This is a genomic window from Paucibacter sp. B51 (genome assembly GCF_027863535.1).
Lineage (GTDB): Bacteria > Pseudomonadota > Gammaproteobacteria > Burkholderiales > Burkholderiaceae_C > Paucibacter_A > Paucibacter_A aquatilis.
The window spans coordinates 3,442,335-3,461,002 of sequence record NZ_JAPIVN010000001.1; the positions used below are offsets into that span (position 1 = coordinate 3,442,335).

The 18,668-nt window shown below is 65.4% G+C and carries 11 protein-coding genes and 1 pseudogene; 4 read left to right on the forward strand and 8 right to left on the reverse strand.

Features of this window, described 5'->3' with window-relative positions:
* Positions 1 to 11: 11 nt before the first annotated feature.
* Complete coding sequence (locus OOB33_RS14785; protein WP_271009227.1) at positions 12 to 704, forward strand: helix-turn-helix transcriptional regulator; 693 nt, start codon at positions 12 to 14, stop codon at positions 702 to 704.
* A 105-nt stretch (positions 705 to 809) separates the two neighbouring features.
* Entirely contained in the window at positions 810 to 1,205 is a 396-nt protein-coding gene (locus OOB33_RS14790; protein ID WP_271009228.1) for a VOC family protein, read from the forward strand.
* Positions 1,206 to 1,209: 4 nt separating this feature from the next.
* Here the strand turns inward: OOB33_RS14790 and galU are convergent, their stop codons facing one another.
* Positions 1,210 to 2,103 carry a UTP--glucose-1-phosphate uridylyltransferase GalU gene (galU, locus tag OOB33_RS14795; RefSeq protein WP_271009229.1) on the reverse strand — a complete coding sequence of 298 codons (894 nt, stop codon included), beginning with the start codon at positions 2,101 to 2,103 and terminating at the stop codon, positions 1,210 to 1,212.
* An 84-nt stretch (positions 2,104 to 2,187) separates the two neighbouring features.
* On the opposite strand from galU, the gene OOB33_RS14800 reads away from it, so the two are divergent.
* Positions 2,188 to 3,162, forward strand: coding sequence for an NAD(P)-dependent oxidoreductase (locus OOB33_RS14800; protein ID WP_271009230.1), 975 nt, complete (start codon positions 2,188 to 2,190; stop codon positions 3,160 to 3,162).
* Here OOB33_RS14800 and OOB33_RS14805 read toward each other — a convergent pair.
* The 3 genes from OOB33_RS14805 to OOB33_RS14815 form a co-directional block, all read right to left on the reverse strand.
* On the reverse strand, positions 3,110 to 5,986 hold the full coding sequence (locus OOB33_RS14805; RefSeq protein WP_271009231.1) for a valine--tRNA ligase: 2,877 nt from the start codon (positions 5,984 to 5,986) through the stop codon (positions 3,110 to 3,112). The genes OOB33_RS14800 and OOB33_RS14805 overlap by 53 nt on opposite strands.
* 163 nt (positions 5,987 to 6,149) lie before the next feature.
* Positions 6,150 to 6,398 (reverse strand): hypothetical protein, encoded by a 249-nt coding sequence (locus OOB33_RS14810; RefSeq protein WP_102770200.1) that lies wholly within the window; start codon positions 6,396 to 6,398, stop codon positions 6,150 to 6,152.
* Positions 6,399 to 6,541: 143 nt separating this feature from the next.
* Positions 6,542 to 7,519, reverse strand: a complete 978-nt coding sequence (locus tag OOB33_RS14815) for a GMP reductase (RefSeq protein ID WP_271009232.1) — start codon at positions 7,517 to 7,519, stop codon at positions 6,542 to 6,544.
* 335 nt (positions 7,520 to 7,854) lie between these two features.
* On the opposite strand from OOB33_RS14815, the gene OOB33_RS14820 reads away from it, so the two are divergent.
* Entirely contained in the window at positions 7,855 to 8,985 is a 1,131-nt protein-coding gene (locus OOB33_RS14820; protein ID WP_271009233.1) for a beta-ketoacyl-ACP synthase III, read from the forward strand.
* 12 nt (positions 8,986 to 8,997) lie between these two features.
* Here OOB33_RS14820 and OOB33_RS14825 read toward each other — a convergent pair whose 3' ends face one another.
* The 4 genes and pseudogenes from OOB33_RS14825 to OOB33_RS24575 all read right to left on the reverse strand — a co-directional run.
* Complete coding sequence (locus tag OOB33_RS14825; RefSeq protein ID WP_271009234.1) at positions 8,998 to 11,283, reverse strand: penicillin-binding protein 1A; 2,286 nt, start codon at positions 11,281 to 11,283, stop codon at positions 8,998 to 9,000.
* A 129-nt stretch (positions 11,284 to 11,412) separates the two neighbouring features.
* The gene (locus tag OOB33_RS14830; protein ID WP_271009235.1) at positions 11,413 to 13,155 is read right to left on the reverse strand and encodes a ShlB/FhaC/HecB family hemolysin secretion/activation protein; all 1,743 of its coding nucleotides are present in this window, start codon (positions 13,153 to 13,155) and stop codon (positions 11,413 to 11,415) included.
* Positions 13,152 to 17,456, reverse strand: a complete 4,305-nt coding sequence (locus tag OOB33_RS14835) for a beta strand repeat-containing protein (protein WP_271009236.1) — start codon at positions 17,454 to 17,456, stop codon at positions 13,152 to 13,154. Before OOB33_RS14835 ends, OOB33_RS14830 begins: the two co-directional genes overlap by 4 nt.
* Before the next feature lie 117 nt (positions 17,457 to 17,573).
* Positions 17,574 to 18,446, reverse strand: a pseudogene (locus OOB33_RS24575) (two-partner secretion domain-containing protein); the annotation flags it as partial.
* Positions 18,447 to 18,668: the final 222 nt, after the last annotated feature.

Genomic DNA, 18,668 nt, shown 5'->3' on the forward strand with positions numbered 1-18,668 from the left:
GCGCTGTTGCGATGTCTCGCGCCGCCCGCCTGCTGGACCTGATGGAGTTGCTGCGTCGGCACCGCCATCCAGTGCCCGGCGCCAGCCTGGCGGCGCAGCTGGGCATCAGCCTGCGCAGCCTCTACCGCGACATCGCCACCCTGCAGGCGCAGGGCGCCCAGATCGAAGGCGAGGCGGGCCTCGGCTATGTGCTCAAGCCGGGTTTCACCTTGCCGCCGCTGATGTTCTCGGCCGATGAGGTTGAGGCCCTGGTGCTGGGATCGCGCTGGGTGGCGGGCCGCGCTGATGATGAGGTGCTGGCCGCGGCAGCGCGCCACGCCTTGGCCAAGATTTCGGCCGTGTTGCCGGCCGGGCTGCGCCATGAGATGGACAGCACGGCCCTGCTGGTGGGGCCGGGCGAGCCGCTGCCGCGCCTGGACCAGGTGTTGGCCCGGCTGCGTGCCGCCATGCGGCAGGAATGCAAGGTCAGGCTGCAGTACCGCGACTTGAAAGGCCGCAGCAGCGAGCGCGTGGTCTGGCCCTTTGCCCTGGGTTTTTTCGATCAGGCCCGTGTGCTGGTGGCGTGGTGTGAACTGCGCGGGGAGAGGCGCAGCTTCAGATGCGACCAGATCGAGGGCCTGGAGGTGCTGGAGCAGCGCTACCCTCAGCGCCGCCAGGTCTTGTTGAAAGCCTGGCGCGAGGCCGAGGGCATCGCGACGCAGTGAGTTGAGAGGGGCGGAACTTGCGCTGCCTGCTGCTGCCAGAAATTGACAGGGCGGCTGCCTAGCATGGCGGCTCTTTCAACCCATGGCTCGCAGCCAATTTCCAGCATGAACCCCACGAACTTCAGCCTGCAAAGCCAGGCCCACTTTGTCTTGCTCCATGTGCAGAGCCCGGCCGCCAGCGCGAGCTTTTATCGCCAGATCCTCGCTGCAGAGCCGGTCGAGGCCTCGCCCACCTTCGCCATGTTTGCCCTGGCCCCGGGCCTGATGTTGGGCCTCTGGGCGCGCGACACGGTGGCGCCGGCCTCGGCCGGGCAGGGTGGCAGCAGCGAGCTGGCCTTTGTGCAGGACAGCGCTGCCGCGGTGGATGCGGTGCATGCGGCCTGGGTCGCACGCGGCGTGGTGATCTTGCAAGCACCCAGCGCCATGGACTTTGGCTACACCTTCACGGCCAGCGATCCCGATGGCCACCGCCTGCGCGTGTTCGCGCCCGGCGCGGCCTGATCGCTCAGATCTCGATCGAGCGCAGGTAGTCACGGAAACCTGAGCCCAGCTGCGGGTGCGCCAGGGCCAGTTCCACATTGGCCTGCAAAAAGCCTTCCTTGCTGCCGCAGTCGTAGCGCTTGCCTTCGTAGCGGTAGGCGAACACCTTTTCGCGGCGCAGCAGGCCGGCGATGCCATCGGTCAGCTGGATCTCTCCGCCCACGCCGCGCGGTTGGTTGGCGATCTCGTGGAAGACGCCGGGCGTGAGGATGTAGCGGCCGGCCACGGCCAGGCGCGAGGGGGCGTCTTCCGGTGCCGGCTTCTCGACGATGCGGCTCACATCGACCAGATGCTCGTTGACCTGGCTGCCGGCGACGATGCCGTAGCGGCGGGTGTGTTCGGCCGGCACTTCCTGCACCGCGAGGATGCTGGCGCGCCACTCGGCGAATTGCTCCACCATCTGCTTGAGCACCGGCTGGCCGCCCGGCGGGCCCACCATCAGGTCATCGGCCAGCAGCACGGCGAAGGGCTCGTTGCCGACCAGGCGCTGGCCGCAGAGCACGGCATGGCCCAGACCCAGTGCTTGGGCCTGGCGTACATAGACGCACTCCATGTCATCGGGCTTGACGCTGCGCACCACGTCCAACAGCTCCTGCTTACCCGCTTGTTCGAGGGCTATCTCGAGCTCGAAAGTCATGTCAAAGTGGTCTTCGATCGGTCGCTTGTGGCGGCCGGTCACGAAGATCATCTCGCGCACACCGGCGGCATAGGCTTCCTCGACGGCGTACTGGATCAGCGGCTTGTCCACCACCGGCAACATTTCCTTGGGTTGGGCCTTGGTGGCCGGCAGGAAACGGGTGCCCAGGCCGGCGACGGGAAAGATGGCCTTGGTGATGACTGAGCTGGGCTTGGACGCCATAAAAGTACACTCCTTGATTTGCTTTCGCGCATTGTTGCATGGGCAGATGACGGCTCTTCGATCTGCCCTCGACCGATTCAAAACATGACTTTGCTGATCGTAGAACCGCTGGAAATCGAAGTCATGCAGTGGCTCAGCGAGCGCCATTCGGTGCAGTTTGCGCCGGAGTTGGCCGCCGAGCCCGCGCGCTTGCTGGAGGCCTTGCATCAGACGCAGGGGCTGATCCTGCCGCCCAATGTGTCCGTCGATGCGGCCCTGCTGCGCGCCGCACCGCGGCTGCGCGTGGTCGGGCGCATGAGCTCGGGCGGTGAAAACATCGACCTGGCGGCCTGCCGCTCGGCCCATGTGGAAGTGATCCGCAGCCTGACAGCCACGGCGAGCGCCGAGGCGGAGTTCATGGTCGGCGCCTTGCTGGCCTTGCTGCGCCGCGTGCCGGTGCAGGGCTCTGACGGCATGTGGGTGGGCCGCGAGCTCGGTTGCGTGACGGTGGGCCTGATCGGCATGACGCCGGCCGCGCGCATGCTGGCGCAGCTACTGCCGGCCTTCGGCACCCGGGTCGTGGGATACGACCCCAGCCTGCACCAGAGCGACCCGATCTGGGCCCAGTGGGGCATCGAGCCCTTGCCCCTGCGCGAGCTGATGGAGCACAGCGAAGGGGTCTGCGTGCAGCTGAACTACTTCCCGCGCTACCGTGGCCTGATCGGCGAGCGGGTGCTGAGCTTTGCCAAGCCGGGGCAGGTGTTGGTCAGCATCGCCCATTCCGCCATCTTCGACGATGCCGCCCTGGCCGATGCCTTACGCAAGGGGCGCCTGCTGGCGGCCTGGTTCGACAGCCTGGAGCCGGGTTTGCAGGAGCCGGGCCTGCCTCTGCATGGGCTCGACAATTTGCAGGTCACACCGCGCCTGGCCAGCACCACGCGCGAGTCGCGTACGCGCGCCGCCTGGGGGGTGGCGCGGCGCATGGACGAGATCCTGGCCACGCCACCCGAGGTGGCGGAGTTTCGGGCTAGCGGGCCAGCCGAGCTGCCTGATCCCGCAAGCGAGAGACGGTGGCGCTGAAGTCGTTCAGGCGCTGACGCTCCTGTTCGACCACGGCCGCCGGCGCGCGCGCCACAAAGCCCTCGTTGCCCAGCTTGGCTTCGATCTTGGCGATCTCGCCGTCCAGGCGAGCGATTTCCTTGGCCAGGCGCGCGGTTTCGGCGGCCACATCGATCTCCACATGCAGGGCCAGGCGGGCTTCGCCATGGACCAGCACCGGTGAGCTGGCGCTGGCCGCCTGGAAGGCGGCTTCGTCGCTGATGATCTGCACCTCGCTGAGCTTGGCCAGGGCTTTGAGCAGCGCCGCGGCTTCGGCGATGAAACCGGTGTCGCCACCGACCAGCAAGGGCACGCGGGTGCTGGGTGAAAGGTTCATCTCGCTGCGCAGGCTGCGGCAGGTGCCGACCACGGCCTTGAGGTTGTGGACCCAGGCGCAGGCGGCTTCATCGATGCGCTCGGGCTGGGCAAGGGGATAGGCCGCGCTGACGATGTAGTCGCCGATCTTGCGGCCCGAGGCATCTTGACTGCCGGGCCCACGGCCCGCCAGGGGCGCCACCGTCTGCCACAGCTCTTCGGTGATGAAGGGCGCGATCGGGTGCAGCAGGCGCAGCGTGGTTTCCAGCACGCGGATCAGGGTGCGGCGGGTGGCGCGCTGCTGGGCCTCGTTGCCGTTCTGGATCTGCACCTTGGCGATTTCCAGGTACCAGTCGCAGTACTCGTCCCAGACGAAGGAGTAGATGGCGTTGGCGACGTTGTCCAGGCGGTACTCGGCAAAGCCCTGGGCCACGGCCAGCTCGACCTTTTGCAGCTCGCTGCTGATCCAGCGGTCGGCGCGGCTGAAGTCCAGATAGCCGTGCGCGGAACCACCCGGAGCGCATTGCTCTTTCGTGTGCTCCAGCAGGCCGCAGTCCTGGCCTTCGGTGTTCATCAGCACAAAGCGGGTGGCGTTCCAGAGCTTGTTGCAGAAATTGCGGTAGCCCTCGCAGCGCTTGGTGTCGAAATTGATGTTGCGGCCCAGGCTGGCGTAGGAGGCCATGGTGAAGCGCAGGGCGTCGGCGCCGTAGGTCGGCATGCCCTCAGGGAACTCCTTCTTCACCCGGGCCGCCACCTTGGGCGCGGTCTCGGGGCGGCGCAGGCCGACGGTGGACTTGGCCACCAAGGTGTCCAGGTCCACGCCCTGGATCAGGTCCACCGGGTCCAGCACATTGCCTTCGCTCTTGCTCATCTTCTGGCCTTGCGAATCACGCACCAGGCCATGGATGTAGACATGCTTGAAGGGCACTTTGCCGGTGAAATGCTGGGTCATCATGATCATCCGGGCGACCCAGAAGAAGATGATGTCGTACCCCGTCACCAGCACGGTGGAGGGCAGGAAGAGGTCCTGCTCCAGCGTCTTCTCGGGCCAGCCCAGGGTGGAGAAGGGCACCAGGGCGGAGGAGTACCAGGTGTCCAGCACGTCCTCGTCGCGCGTCAGCGTGCCGCTGTAGCCGACCGCCGTGGCTTTGGCGCGGGCCTCGTCCTCGTCGCGGGCGACGAAGAGCTCACCGCTCTCGCCGTACCAGGCCGGGATCTGGTGGCCCCACCAGAGTTGGCGCGAGATGCACCAGTCCTGGATATTGCCCATCCAGTGGTTGTAGGTGTTGATCCACTGCTCGGGGTAGAACTTGACCGCGCCGCTCTCGACGGCATCGACCGCGCCCTGGGCGATGCTGCGGCCGGTGCTGGCGCTGACCTTGTTGACGGCCACAAACCACTGGTCGGTCAGCATGGGCTCGATCACCTGGCCGGTGCGCTCGCAGCGTGGCACCATCAGCTTGTGCTTCTTGACCTCAACCAGGAAGCCCTGGGCCTCCAGGTCGGCGACGATCTTCTTGCGTGCGACAAAGCGGTCCAGGCCGCGGTAGGCCTCGGGGGCTTCGTCATTGATCTTAGCGTCCAGGGTCAGCACGCAGATCATGGCCAGACCGTGGCGCTGGCCGACGGCATAGTCGTTGGTGTCGTGCGCGGGCGTGACCTTGACCACGCCGGTGCCAAACTCGCGATCCACGTAGTCGTCGGCAATCACGGGGATGCTGCGGCCGCACAGCGGCAGGGTCACCTGCTTGCCGATCAGGGCGGCATAACGCTCATCTTCCGGGTGGACCATCACGGCCACGTCGCCGAGCATGGTTTCGGGGCGGGTGGTGGCCACGGTCAGATCGCCGGAGCCATCGGCCAAGGGGTAGCGAATATGCCAGAGGAAGCCGTCTTCCTCTTCGCTGCTGACTTCCAGATCCGACACGGCAGACTTGAGCACCGGGTCCCAGTTGACCAGGCGCTTGCCGCGGTAGATCAGGCCTTCGTCGTAGAGTTTGACGAAGGTGTCGCGCACCACGTGCGAGAGCTTCTCGTCCATGGTGAAGTATTCATGGTCCCAGGACACCGAGTCGCCCATGCGGCGCATCTGGCCGGTGATGGTGTTGCCGGACTCCTGCTTCCATTCCCAGACGCGGGCGACGAAGTTCTTGCGGCCCAGGTCGTGGCGGGTCTTCTGGCCTTCGGCGCCCTTGTCGGCCAGCTGGCGCTCCACCACGATCTGGGTGGCAATGCCGGCATGGTCGGTGCCCGGCACCCACAAGGTGTTGTGGCCCAGCATGCGGTGGTAGCGCGTCAACGAGTCCATGATGGTCTGGTTGAAGGCGTGGCCCATGTGCAGGGTGCCGGTCACATTGGGCGGCGGCAGCTGGATGCTGAAGGACTCGCGGCTCGCATCCAGGGTGGGCTTGTACAGGCCTTTTTGCTCCCACAAAGGGCCCCAATGGGCTTCGAGGGCGGCGGGCTCAAACGATTTGGCAAGTTCGGTCATGGCACAAGGGTCGCTGCTGAGAAAACGGCAAAGGGGCCGGTGTGCCAGCATTCAGCCAGCACCCGGGCCCCTGTTCGGCCGGAAGAGGGAAGGGAGGAAAAGCACAAAACGGGATGGCTCGATTGTCCACCATGCGCGCGGCTCCGCGCCTGGGGCGAGCGCCTCAGGGAAAGAGCACGTCGAGCAGATGCTCGGCCCAGCTTTCACGCGGAGCGAAACGGTCCTGGCAGGGGATCAAGGAACTGCGCCCCGCGGGGTCCAGCATGCACAGGCCCACCGCCAAGGCCTGGCGTTCGCGTTCCACGCGCACCAAGGCACGCGCGAACAGACCCAAGCACAGCGACAGCAGGATCAGGCAAATCAGCAAAGACTTGGGCGCGCGGCGCCAGGTGTTCAGGGCAGGGCGGTTCATGGTGGGGCGGTGTCAGCGCTGTGCCTCTCCAGCAAAAAGGCCCGCAGGGCAGCGGCTCGCAGTCTATGCGAGCCGTCGCTGAGGGAGCCTGTGTCTGAGGGTGAGCAAGACCCGTATTGCTCGGGTTCGACAGCCTTGCTTGCTCACATGAACAAATGTTCCCCCGCGTTCTCCCCGCCCAGGATCACATAGTTGACCTTGCGCAGGTCCGCCAGGCTGCGGCCTCCGGCGTAGGAGATGGAGCTTTGCAAGTCCTCGCGCATCTCGCGCAAGGTGTCGGCCAGCTTGCCCTTCACAGGCTCCAGGATGCGCTTGCCTTCCACATGCTTGTACTCGCCCTTGTTGAAGTCGCTGGCCGAGCCGTAGTACTCCTTGTAGAGCTTGCCGTCGACTTCCACCGTGTTGCCGGGCGATTCTTCATGGCCGGCGAACAGCGAGCCGATCATGACCATGGAGGCGCCAAAGCGCATGCTCTTGGCGATGTCGCCATGGTGGCGGATGCCGCCGTCGGCGACGATGGGCTTGGTTGCCACGCGGGCACACCATTTCAGGGCCGAGAGCTGCCAGCCGCCGGTGCCGAAGCCGGTCTTGAGCCGGGTGATGCAGACCTTGCCGGGGCCGATGCCGACCTTGGTCGCGTCTGCGCCCCAGTTCTCCAGGTCGATCACGCCCTCGGGCGTGCCGACATTGCCGGCGATCACAAAGGTCTCGGGGAGGCGCTGCTTGATGTGGGCAATCATGCGCTGCACGCTTTCGGCATGGCCGTGGGCGATGTCGATGGTGATGTAGTCGGCGCCCACGCCTTCGGCGGCCAGTCGGTCGATGACGGCATAGTCGGCGGCCTGCACGCCGGAGCTGACGGAGACCAGCAAGCCCTTGCTGCGCATGGACTTGGCGTAGGCCACCGTGTCCAGGTCGAAGCGGTGCATGACGTAGAAGTAGCCATTGGCGGCCAGGTGCTCGGTGATGTTTTCGTCCACCACCGTCTTCATATTGGCCGGCACCACCGGCAGCTTGAAGCGCTGGGGCCCGAACTGGACCGAGGTGTCACATTCGCTGCGGCTTTCCACGCGGCATTTGCGGGGCAGGAGCAGGATGTTGTCGTAGTCAAAGATTTCCATGAGTCGAATCGTTCGCAAGTTTCGGGCTGCGTTCATGCAGTGCAGACCCTGGGCTGCGAGCACTTGACTTGGAGATCCGGCCGGCGTGGCGTCTCGGGAAAGAGTCACGCCTGCTTTGCATCCGCGAAGCCACCAGCGAGGGTGGTACGGACGAAAAAAACCGGACGCCAAAATTTGGGCCCGGTGAGCGATTCTACGCCGATCTTGACCGCCTTCGGTCCACAAACTCGGCGAAATGCTGGAGCTGGCCCTCAGTTCTCACCGCATGTAGTCTGGCTACACTGCCTGGCACACCCGGGCCATTCAGGCTCCGCGACACCCAAAGGTTCCATTCCATGCATTCCGTCGTCATCAGCGGCACCGGTCTCTACCAGCCGCCCCACATCATCAGCAACGCCGAACTGGTGGCTGCATTCAACGCCTACGCCGATCTGCAGAACGCCCAGCATGCCGATGAAATCGCGGCCGGCACGCGCGCGCCGCTGACGCATTCCAGCGTCGAGTTCATCGAAAAAGCATCCGGCATCAAACAGCGTTATGTGATCGAGAAGGACGGCGTGCTCGACCCCACGCGCATGTACCCGCGCTTCCAGGAGCGCAGCGACGAGCAGCTCTCGCTGATGGCCGAGATCGCCGTGGACGCAGCCCGCAAAGCCATTGCCGCCGCGGGCAAGCAGCCCGCCGATGTGGACGCCATCTTCTGCGCCAGCGCCAATATGCAGCGCCCCTATCCGGCCATGGCGGTCGAAATCCAGCAGGCCCTGGGCGCCAGCGGCTATGGCTTTGACATGAACGTCGCCTGCTCCTCGGCCACCTTCGCCATCGAGCAGGCCTACAACGCCGTGCGCTCCGGCGCCTCGAAATGCGTGCTGGTGGTCAACCCCGAAATCACCTCCGCCCACCTGGAGTGGAAAGACCGCGACTGCCATTTCATCTTCGGCGATGTCTGCACCGCCCTGATCATCGAGCGCGCCGACACGGCCACCTCGGCAGACCAGTGGGAGATCCTGGGCACCAAGCTGGTGACCCAGTTCTCCAACGCCATCCGCAACAACTTCGGTTTCATGAACCGCGCCGAGGACAGCGACCCGAATGCGCGCGACAAGACCTTCAAGCAAGAAGGCCGCAAGGTGTTCAAGGAAGTCGTGCCCATGGCCGCCGCCCACATCGAGGCCCATCTGGGCACGCTGGAGACCGCGCCCAGCTCGGTGCGCCGTTTCTGGCTGCATCAGGCCAATCTGGGCATGAACCAGCTCATCATCAAGAAGCTGATCGGTGAAAGCATGGGCGCCTCCGGCTCGGACGTGGCGCCGCTGATTCTCGACACCTATGCCAACACCGCCTCGGCCGGCTCCATCATTGCCTTCCACGAGCACCGCGGCGATTTGAAGGCCGGCGATCTGGGCGTGATCTGCTCCTTCGGTGCCGGCTATTCCATCGGCAGCGTGATCGTCAAGAAGCGCTGAGGGCGCGCGGCCTCAGGGTGTGGTCAAGGGCGAGGAAGCGGCCTCGCTGGCCGCTGATGGTGGGCTCAGGCTCGCAGTGCCATCGAGGCCGATGGCACGAATGCCCGCCTCTCCAGTGAATTCTTCAAAGCTCCAGTCGCCGTTGGCGCCACGCAGCAGGCCTTCGCCCGGCGGCGCAATTTCCTGCACCGGCTTGTTGCGCAGGGCCACGCTCATGAAATCGATCCAGACCGGCAGGGCCAGGCCGCCGCCCGACTCGCGGTCGCCCAGCGAGCGCGGCTGGTCGTAACCGATCCAGACCACGGTGGCCAGGCTGGGCTGGAAGCCCGCGAACCAGGCATCGACCGCATCGTTGGTGGTGCCGGTCTTGCCGTACAGGTCCGGGCGGCGCAGCGTGCCCTGGGCGCGTGCGGCCGTGCCACTGCGCGTCACTTCCTGCAGCAGGCTGGCGGTCACAAAGGCATTGCGCTCGGAGATGGCGCGCTGGTCCTCGCTCAGCTGGGCTTTGGGTGCCTCGAACAAGACCTGACCCTTGCTGTCGGTGATGCGCTCGATGATGACGGGAGGCAGGCGGTAGCCACCGTTGGCAAACACCGCGTAAGCGCTGGCCATCTGCAAGGGCGTGACTTCGCTGGTTCCCAGGGCCAGGGTCAGGTTCTCGCGGCCGGCGTCTATCTCGATGCCAAAGCGAGAAGCCCATTCCCGCACCCGCGCCGGCCCGATCAGCTGGGTGATGCGGATGGTCACCATATTCTTGGAGCGGGCCAGGGCCTGGCGCACGCTCATCAGGCCGTCGAACTTCCCGTCCGAGTTCTTGGGCTCCCAGTCGCCGAAGACCAGGGGCTCGTCGGGCACCACGGTGCTGGGACTGACGCCTTGTTCCAGCGCGGCGGAGTAGACGATGGGCTTGAAGCTGGAGCCCGGCTGGCGCTTGGCCTGGGTGGCGTGGTTGTACTGCTTGCGATTGAAGTCAAAGCCACCGACCAGGGCATGGACGCGGCCGGTGCCGGGCTCCAGCGCCACCAGTGCACCTTCGGCCTCGGGCGGCTGGACGATGGACCAGGCGCCTTGCGGCTCGGCCTTGCTGGGCGCGCCGCGCATCACGCGCACAATGGCGCCGGGGCGCAAGCGGCTGGCTTCGCGTGCCTTGTCGGACAGGGCCGATTGCACGCCGCGCAAGGCCTCGCCGCTGAGCGTCAGCTCCTCGCCGCTCTGCATCACCGCACGCACTTTTTGCGTCGAGGTTTGCAGCAGCACGGCGGCGCGCAGATCGTCTTGGTCCGGGTGTTCGGCCAGGGCCTGGGCGATGGTGCTGTCGCGTTCGGCCTCGTCGTCCGGCAGGGCGACAAAGCCCTCCGGGCCGCGGTAGGGCTTGCGCTTTTCCAGCTCCAGCAGGCTGCGGCGCAGGGCCCGGTAGGCGGCGGCCTGCTCTTGCGAAACCAGGGTGGTGTAGACGCGCAAGCCCTTGGTGTAAGCCTCCTCGCCGTACTGCTCAAAGACCACATCACGCGCCATTTCGGCGGCAAACTCGGCATGGACGCGCGCGTCCTGGGGCGAGCGGATGTGCAGCTTTTCGGCCTTGGCGCTCTCGGCCTGCTCGGCCGTGATGACGCCGGTGTCCACCATGCGGTTGATCACCAGATGCTGGCGGCGGCGTGCGCGCTCCGGGTTGACCGCCGGGTTGGCATAGGCCGGGTTTTGCGGCAGGCCGGCCAGCATGGCGGTTTCGGCGATGGAGAGATCCTTGAGCGTCTTGCCGTAGTAGGCGCCGGCCGCGGCCTCGAAACCATAAGCCCGCTGACCCAGATAGATCTGGTTCATATAGACCTCGAGGATCTTCTGCTTGCTCAGCTCGCTTTCCAGCTTCATGGCCAGCAAGGCCTCGACGAATTTGCGCGAGTAGACCTTTTTCTTGGTCAGGTAGAGGGTGCGCGCCAGCTGCTGGGTGATGGTGGAAGCACCTTGGGTACGGCCTTGCGTGGCATTGGCCACCACGGCACGCAGGATGCCGGGCAGGTAGATGCCGCTGTGCTCGTAGAAATTGCTGTCTTCGATGGCCAGCAAGGCGTCCTGCATCAGCTTGGGGATCTGGTCCAGCGGCAGGTATTTGCGCCGCTCGGTGCCGAACTCGCCGATCAGCACCTCGTCGCTGGTGAAGACCCGCAGCGATTGCTTGGGCTGGTAGTCGTTCAGCTCGGCCAGATCGGGCAGGGTGGGATAGATCAGCGCGGCCGCAACGCCGAGCAGCAGGGCGATCAGGCTCAGCGCCACGGCGCCGATCACAAGCAGTTTCTTCAAGGGCGATCACGGCGCGCCAGGCGCCGGGCTGAGAGGAAGCCGCGATTATGGCGGGCGGGCCGGCCAGCGCCCCCCCGGCCCGCCCGGCATCGCGGCGTCAGCTCTTCGGTATCGTGCCGGCGGGCGGCCTCAGATCCGGTAGCCCAGGCTTAACCACAGGCGTGGCTTGTGGCGGGTGATGGGGTCAGCTTGCGGCTCGCCACCCTTGAGGCTCCAGGCGGCGGCGGCTTCCAGCTGCCAGCGCTCGCCGTTGACGCGCACGCCCAGGCCGGCACCGGCCAGGGTGCGGTAGTTCTGTGCGGTGCCGGCGGTGGGCACGGTGTTGATGCGCACCCGGCCGGCATCCAGCATGACAAACGGCGTGGCGGCGCCGATGTTATGCCGCAGCTCCAGCTGGGCCAGGGCACCGCGGTCGCCCACGCCTTCGCCGCTGGGGTAGGCACGCACGCCGCTGATGCCGCCCAGGCTGATGCGTTCGCTGGAGTCGAGGTTTTTGTCAGCCCATTGCGCGCTGAAGCGGGCATAGAGGCTGCTGTCCGGTGTGAACACGGTTTGCTGCTGCACCAGGTCGAGGTTGAACTTGAGGAAACGACCGCGCGTCTGGTTGCTGTCCAGACCGACCAGGGCGTCGGACAGGCGCAGGCGCCCGTTGGTGACGCTCAGACTGCCGTAGCTGATGCCGCCGAGGCCCAGGCTGTTGCGGCGATCGAAGTCAAGTGAGAGCGGCAGGCTCTGGCTGGATTTGTCGTCGCTGCCATTGAGCGTGCGGTCCTGCAGGCGCTTGTACTGGTAGCGCATGGAGAGCTTTACATTGGCGGCATTGCTGCGCAGCACCGGGTAGCTCAGACCCAGGGAGGCGGTCTTGGCATAGCCTTGCGCCTTCGAATCGGCGAACTCCTTGCCCAGCTGGTAGTCGCTGTGCGAGTAGCTGGCCTCGGCGCGCAGGCCGTGCCGCCCCAGCGGGCGCGAGTAGCCCAGGCTGCCCAGCCAGAGCTTTTGATCGCTGAACAGGCTGCGCAGACTGACTTGGTCACCCAGCGAGAAGGGGCTGTTCCAGTCCAGATTGAGCTGCAGGCGGTGGGCACCGCTGTAGCGGTTGCCATGGTTGTCGGCGCCGATCGAACCGACCAGGGCGGGTGCGGGGGCCAGCTCCACCAGCAGGTCGCCGGTGCCGACCTTCTCACCGGGTTGCATCAACGGGGTGACGGCCACACCGGGCAAGTCACCGAGGATCAAGACGCTGCGCTCCAGCTCCGGGCTGCGGATCACAGTGTCGGGCTGCAGCATCGACAGGTAAGGCGCGGCCTGCTCGGCCCAGTCCGGCCGGCTGCTGATCGGCTTGATCTGACCGTAGCGGCCTTCGAGCAGTTCCACCCGCAGCGTGCCATCGCTGAGCTCTTGCGGCGGCAAGTAGGCACGGGCGAAGGGATAGCCGGCCTGTTGGTAGAACAGACCGACCCGCTCGGCCAGCGACTGCAGGCCGGACAGATCGAGCTCGGTGTTCAGCAGATCGGCCACGGCCGCTTCCAAGGTCTTGTTGTCGATGACGCTGTTGCCGCCCAAGCTGAGGGCCTTGACCTGCACCTTGCGTCCGCCCGGCAGGGCCAGCTGGGTCTTGGGGTTGTTGAGCTTGAGCTGCACGCCGGGCTTGGGCGCTTCCGGTGGCGCTTGGCGGCTCTGCTGCAGGATCTGCCCGGCATCCGGCACTGCTTGCGCATGAGCGGCCATCGGTGCGGCCAGGGCCAGCAGGCTGGAGACGGCCACGGCCACAAGGTGGGCCGGGTAGGGGGCTGAGTGGTGGTCCATGGCGGCGTGGGGGGAGTAGGGTTTCAAGGCCTGCGAAGACAGGGGCTTGCCATGGGGCTGGCTCATTTCTTGTCCTCCCGCTGGCCGTCGTTGCCGGTGCTGTTGGAACTGCTGCCGGGCTCGGGCAAGCGGATGCCGCCTTGGCGGACAAAGATGCGCGTGCCGCCAACGCTGGTGTTGCCGCTGCCGAGCAAAGCGGCAGACGAAGGCGCGTTGCCACCGTCACTGCTGCTGCTGCTGCTGCTGCTGCTGCTGCTCGTTTCACCCGTCGCGGACGTCGCCGCGGGAGTGGCTGCTCCGGGCGCTGCGGCTGAGCCGCTTGGCGTGGGCGCCGGCCCGGAGTCCACCAGCTGCAGGCCGCTGGAGCTGGCCGCGCCGCTGGGCAGGCTGCCTGTTGGGCTGCTGCTGATGACAAAGGTCAGCGCGGGTTGATTGCCTGCGATCACATTGGCATTGAGTGCCGGCGAGATGCTCAGCTCGCCGTCACGGCGGGTGATGGCGTAATTGCTGTTGCTCAAATTCGCCGCCAGGATGGCATGTGCGCCCACCGATTCGCCGGCCACCCGGCTCAGGCTGCCAGCGAGGCTGTCGCCGGCCACCAGGTTGCCCTCGGTGATGCTGAAGCTCAGCGCGGGGTCGGGGGCGCCAAAGGTTTTTTGCTTGTTGTCGGCCTGGACCGTGATCGGGCGCGGTGTCACGGCCAGCTGGCCGGGCAGGGCGGTGATCGCGTAGTTGCTGTTGCTCAGGGCGCTGGCATCGATGGTGTAGCTGCCGACGTTCTCGCCAGCCGCCCGGCTCAAGGCGCCGCTGAGTGCATCGCTGCCGACCAGATTGCCGCTGCTGATCTGGTAGCTCAGGCTCGGATCGGCATTGCCATAGACCTTGCTCTTGTTATCGGCCGTGACGGCCAGCGGCCGTGGGCTGATGCTCAGGCTGCCGTTCTGCGCGGTGATCGCGTAGTTACTGTTGCTCAGGGCACTGGCATCGATGGTGTAGCTGCCGACGTTCTCGCCAGCCGCCCGGCTCAAGGCGCCGCTGAGCGCATCGCTGCCGACCAGATTGCCGCTGCTGATCTGGTAGCTCAGACTCGGATCGGCGTTGCCGTAGACCTTGCTCTTGTTGTCGGCGGTGACGGTGATGGGGCGTTGCTCAATGGTCAGCGCTCCATTGATGCTTGTGATGAGGTAGTTGCTGTTGCCGGATGCCGCCGCGCTGATGGCATAGCTGCCGACGTTCTCCCCGGCTGTGCGTTGCAACACGACATTCAAGGGATCGTTGCCGATCAAGGAGCCACTGCTGAGGCTCCAAGTCAACGCCGGGTCTATGTTCCCGTAGACCTTTGACTTCGATGTCGCACTGATTGTGATCGGGCGCGCGTCGATGCTTCCCGTGAAGGAACCGCTCAGCGTGTAGTTCCCCGCATCGCTGCCCGACAAGGTCAGACCCGTCAGGGTCACTGGTTTGGCTGTGCCGGCGTTTGCGTCCGCAAAGCTGGCGGTCGGTGTGCCGGAGATGGTGACCACGTCGCCCGCCAGTCCTGTGACGGAGGGGCTTCCTGTGAGAGTTGCGGTCAAGGTTCCGTCGTAGACACGTGGGCTGAGGCTCAGTCCGCTCAGGCTCACCGCGCGTGCTCGGACCTGTAACTCTTGGTTGCGGGTGGTGTCATCTTCAAATCCGTAGCCCAGGCCGCTGCTGAGTCCATGGCTGTACTGCAGGTCATGGGCGCCGACGGTGGGCCGCGATGCACTTGAGGTGCCGCCCCCGATCACCACGGTCGCGCTGCCGCTGGACAACAAATCGCCCGTATCCCCGTTGACGGCGCCACTGAGCTGATGGGTGGGTGTGGCGAGGGTCTCGCCATACACCGAGCTCTGGTCCGCAAAACTCACGCGCAGGCGAGGCTGCTCCCGGTACAGCGCATACAAGCCCGTGCCGAGTGCGGCCGCTGTGCCGTCGAATCCTGCACTGGCTTCATCGCTGTTGTAGCGGAAGCGGCCGCTGCCTAGACCCAGCAAGCCCGTCAAACCCGTGCTGCCAGAGATGCTGCCCGAGTACAGCGTGGCACGACCGCCGCTGCCAGTCTGGATGCTTCCCTGTGCACCAATTTGGAGGTCTCCACCACTGCTGCTTCCTGCACTGGCACTGCGCCCCGCGTTGAGCACGATGGCACCGACGCTGGTGTCGGTGCTGAGCACCGGGCGATTGATGCTCAAGTTCCCGCTGAGGGTGCTCAGATGGATCGGTCCGTTGGCGCTGACCCCATTTGTGCCTCCCAACACGTCAATCGAGAGGGGGCCAGTATTGATCAAATTCAGCGCGCCGCCGACGTTGGCCGCGAGCGTGCCGATCGAGTGCGTGGCCCCCGAGAGGTCGAAGCCAGCTGCGGTTCCGCGCAAGACGACAGAAGCGGCATTGATGGGTTGGCCGCTGGTCACCGTACCGGTTCCCGTGGATTCCAACGTGAGTGCTTGGCCCGGCGCATGGATCCCCGAAACTCCCTGGACCGTCCCGATATCAAAGGGCTGGCTGCTCTTTGCCAACACCGTGCCGCCCGCTTGAAGCGCCAGACTGGTGAATGCAAAGCTGTCGTCGCTCAAAGTGACCGAGCCTCCAGCTTGCACGGCAAGGCTGGCTGAAGAGAGACCGCCTGCGCTCGCGGTGACGTTGCCGGCGCTTTTGAGGATGGCACTGGCAGCGGTGGTGTTGATATCGCTGCTGATCACCAGGTCAGGGCCGCTTGTGCTGCCCAGTTCAAGCACGGGGGCGTCCAGCGTGCCCGCGCCACTAGTGCTGAGGCTGAGTGAGACGCCCGGTGAGAGTGCCTGTACCGAAACCTTTCCTGGGGCCTCGACAGGGCGCGTGACGTTGATCTGATTGCCAGTCAGGCGCACTTCGCCTGAGGTGTTGGCGACCTTTCCGCCTGTGACATTGATTCGATCGTTGATCAACTCCAGGCGTGTGCTTGCACCGACCGTGGTGTCGGACACCACGGTGGTGATTCCCGTGCCGTCACTGCGCCCGATGGTGATGTTCGAGAAGCCATTGAGTTGGCCGAGGGTTGCTTGTGTGATCGTCATCCCGCCGCCGCTGCCGGCGGCACCGACATCAATATTGGCGCTTGGGTTGAAGGGTTGCAGGGTAATGGCCGCCGAATTGCCCGTGAATGCGCTGTTGAAGGCAAAGTCGTTGGCCGATAAGGTCAGGCTGCCTCCCGCGAGCATGGAGGCCGTGGAATTGAAAGTGATCGTGCCCGACGTGCTGATGCCCGAACCCGCGCCGAAGCTCACAGGGGAACTGATCGTCACATTGCTGGTCGATTGGACCAAGGAGTTGATCTGGGTGCCTGTCCCGCCAAAGGTGGCGCTGCCTGCGCCCAGATTGAGACCCCCGTTGATCTTGACCGTGCCGGTCATATTGCTGGTCATGTTGCCGCCGCCCGTTGCGACGGCGCCCAAGAATTCAACGTTGACCACGGCCGAGTTGGTCAAACCGAAGCGTGTCCCGGGGGTGACGGTGACGCTGCCTCCATTGGTTGTGATGCTCCCGAAGGCGCGAATCGGATCTGCAGCGGATGATCGTTTGGTGTTGAAAACCACCGAAGCACCGGCCGTCTCGATATTGCCGACCGTGATGGACGATGCGGTGTACGTGCTGGATGCACTGCTGTTGGAAGCGTTGTTCCGGCTGGAGACAGATCCGCCCTGGAATGTCAGGGTGCTGCCGGCGCCTTGGTTGAGGACGATCTTGTCGTTGATGTCCCGCATCGTGAAGCCGCCCGAGCTGGAAGGCCCGCTCTCGTCGTTGGCGAAGAACGACATATTGGTGGCAGAGAGGTTAAGGACGTTGTCTGACAGGTTGTTGATGATGATGTCGGTGACCGCAGTCAGCACCACATCCCCGGTCAGGCCTTCCAGCACGGTTTCTGGAATCGAGTAGCTGTTGAAGTTGGACTGGTTCGCCCAGTCAGAAGGCGTGCCCGTCTGACCTGAGCTGCCGTCGGTGATGGTCAGGGTGTTGGGGTCCAGCAGCAACAAGCCGGCCCTGCCACGGATGGCGGATGTATCGACCTTGCCGCTGAAGCCTAGCCCTTGCTTGCCAGAGACTTCTACCTGTCCCCCATGGCCTCCCAGGGCGCCGCCAACGGCTGAGATCGAGCCTGCAAAGCTGGTGAAACCATCGGACCATACGACCACGGTTCCCCCGTCACCTTGCGACATGCCATCGGCATCGATCTTTGCGCCGGGCAGTACCAAGACCTCCTGGGCATTGTGGATGCGGCTGTCTTGACCCTGCCAGCCGCCACCCACTTGAACCAGCCCTCCGCCCGCGCCGCCTGAAGCATGAATGCGGCTGTCCTGCGGCAGCAAGACGCGTGGCGCGGTCGCGCTGACATGACCCGCCGCACCAGCGCTTGCGCTGACGTCCAGGGTGCCCCCAGCGATCACCATGCCGCTGTCTGCCTCCAGGGCGATTCGTCCGCCTGGACCTTCATTGAGTGCTCGTGCCTCGGTGATGCCCGTGTGGTTGATCACCGTCTGCGTCAGCCGGCCCGCGGCCCTGGCCGTCAGGTAGACCAGCCCTCCATCGGCTCGTATTGCGCCGCCTTGTTCAATCAGCGCATCGATGGCGGCCTCGTCGATCTTGAGTTTGACCGGGCCGCCCAGGTCCAGCGTGACCTTGGCGCCGGCACCCATCAGCACCTGGCCGCCGGGCGACTGGATGCTGCCGCTGTTGCTGATGCGTGCCGCGATCAAGGCGACCGAACCGCCCTGGGCGGCCTGGATCAGACCCTGGTTGACGATGGCCTGGCTGTTGCTGCCTTCAAAGCGGTAGCGCCCGGCCAGAAAGTCCTGGTTGTCCAGGTTCAAGGTGCTGGCCACCAGGGCGCCGACATTGACCTGGGCGCTGGGCGTGAACAGCACGCCGTTCGGGTTCAGCAGGAAAACCTGACCGTTGGCCTTGAGAGCGCCCTGGATGGTCGAGACCTCATTGCCCAGCACCCGATTCAAGGCCACGGCGTTGCGGCTGGGCTGAAGGAACTCGACGCTGTGGCCGGCGCCGATATTGAAGCTGCGCCAGTCGGTGATCAGCTGGGCGCTGCTCTGCTGCACGGTCAAGACCTGGCCCCGCTGGCTGATCTGGGCTTGGCCGGCCACCACCTGCCCGCCGCTGGGCAGCGGGGCGGACAAGGCGGCCCAGGCCACGCCACTGGCTGGACCAAGCAGAGCCAGGCTCAGCGCACGAACCAGTGCTCGGCAGGCTACCGGCGGGCAATTCGGTCGAAGCATGGGGGCATGGCGGCCTTGGGAGGGCGGGCATTTCATGTCGTGTGTTGACACAACGGGGATGAGGCTCATGTGCGCGCTCCAGGATGAGGGAGGAGAGGATGAACGGACTGTTGGCAGGGCAAGGCGAGCCGATCAGTCTGGCCATTTCGAGAGGTCCGCCTCGTTCTATCGGCGCAACGTGCGTGCGCTTGAGTGTGAAATAGTTGCCAAACATCGGGCTTGAATTGCTGGCGACCCGCAAGCGAGGGATGGCCAGGGGCGAGGGATGGCCTCGCATTCCCGCCCGCCCGG